At 42.2% G+C, this 650-nt stretch carries 1 protein-coding gene; it reads left to right on the top strand.

Annotated elements, in window-relative coordinates; all coding sequences use genetic code 11:
* Positions 1 to 108: 108 nt before the first annotated feature.
* Positions 109 to 650: ISAs1 family transposase (locus L9G74_RS19870; RefSeq protein WP_238898506.1), on the top strand; the 542-nt coding region annotated here is incomplete at its 3' end.

The raw sequence follows: 650 nt of genomic DNA, 5'->3' as shown, positions 1-650 counted from the left end.
CCAGGGCAAGATCACGAACGTAATTTGAACTATTAGCATGATATTTCTCCAAAGGGCTGGACGCTTCATACTGGCTGTGATCTTATTCTCTCTTTTGTGGAGAGTCCTATGAATTCAGGTGCATTTCAACAGTTCTTCAGTTCCTTAGAAGATCCCCGCCAATCAGCCAAAGTCGAGCACTTATTTACTGATATTTTATTCCTAGTGGTGTGTGCCTCGATAGCTGGAGCACAGGGTTGGGAAGATATCGAAGATTTTGGTGAACTCCACTTTAATTGGTTTACGAACAAAGGGTTATTTAAGAATGGACTACCTGTTCACGATACCATCGCTCGAGTGATATCGAGAATAGATAGTGAGCAGTTTCAACATTGTTTTATTGACTGGATGAAGTCCATTTCTGTGTTATCAGAAGGTCGGCTTATCGCTATAGATGGTAAACGGCTATGTGGTTCATATAACCGCGAAAACAGAATGTCAGCCATCCACATGGTCAATGCCTTTGCAACGGAAAATAACGTTGTGCTCGGGCAAATGAAGACCGAAAGTAAGTCCAATGAAATCACTGCTATTCCTGCATTATTGGAGTTGTTGGATATCAAAGGGGGTTTAATCTCAATCGATGCTATGGGGTGCCAAACGGATATAGC

It is taken from the genome of Shewanella electrica, from assembly GCF_022321485.1.
GTDB lineage: Bacteria > Pseudomonadota > Gammaproteobacteria > Enterobacterales > Shewanellaceae > Shewanella > Shewanella electrica.
The sequence above is the reverse complement of the archived record's forward strand: the minus strand, read 5'-3'. Positions and strand labels throughout refer to the sequence as shown.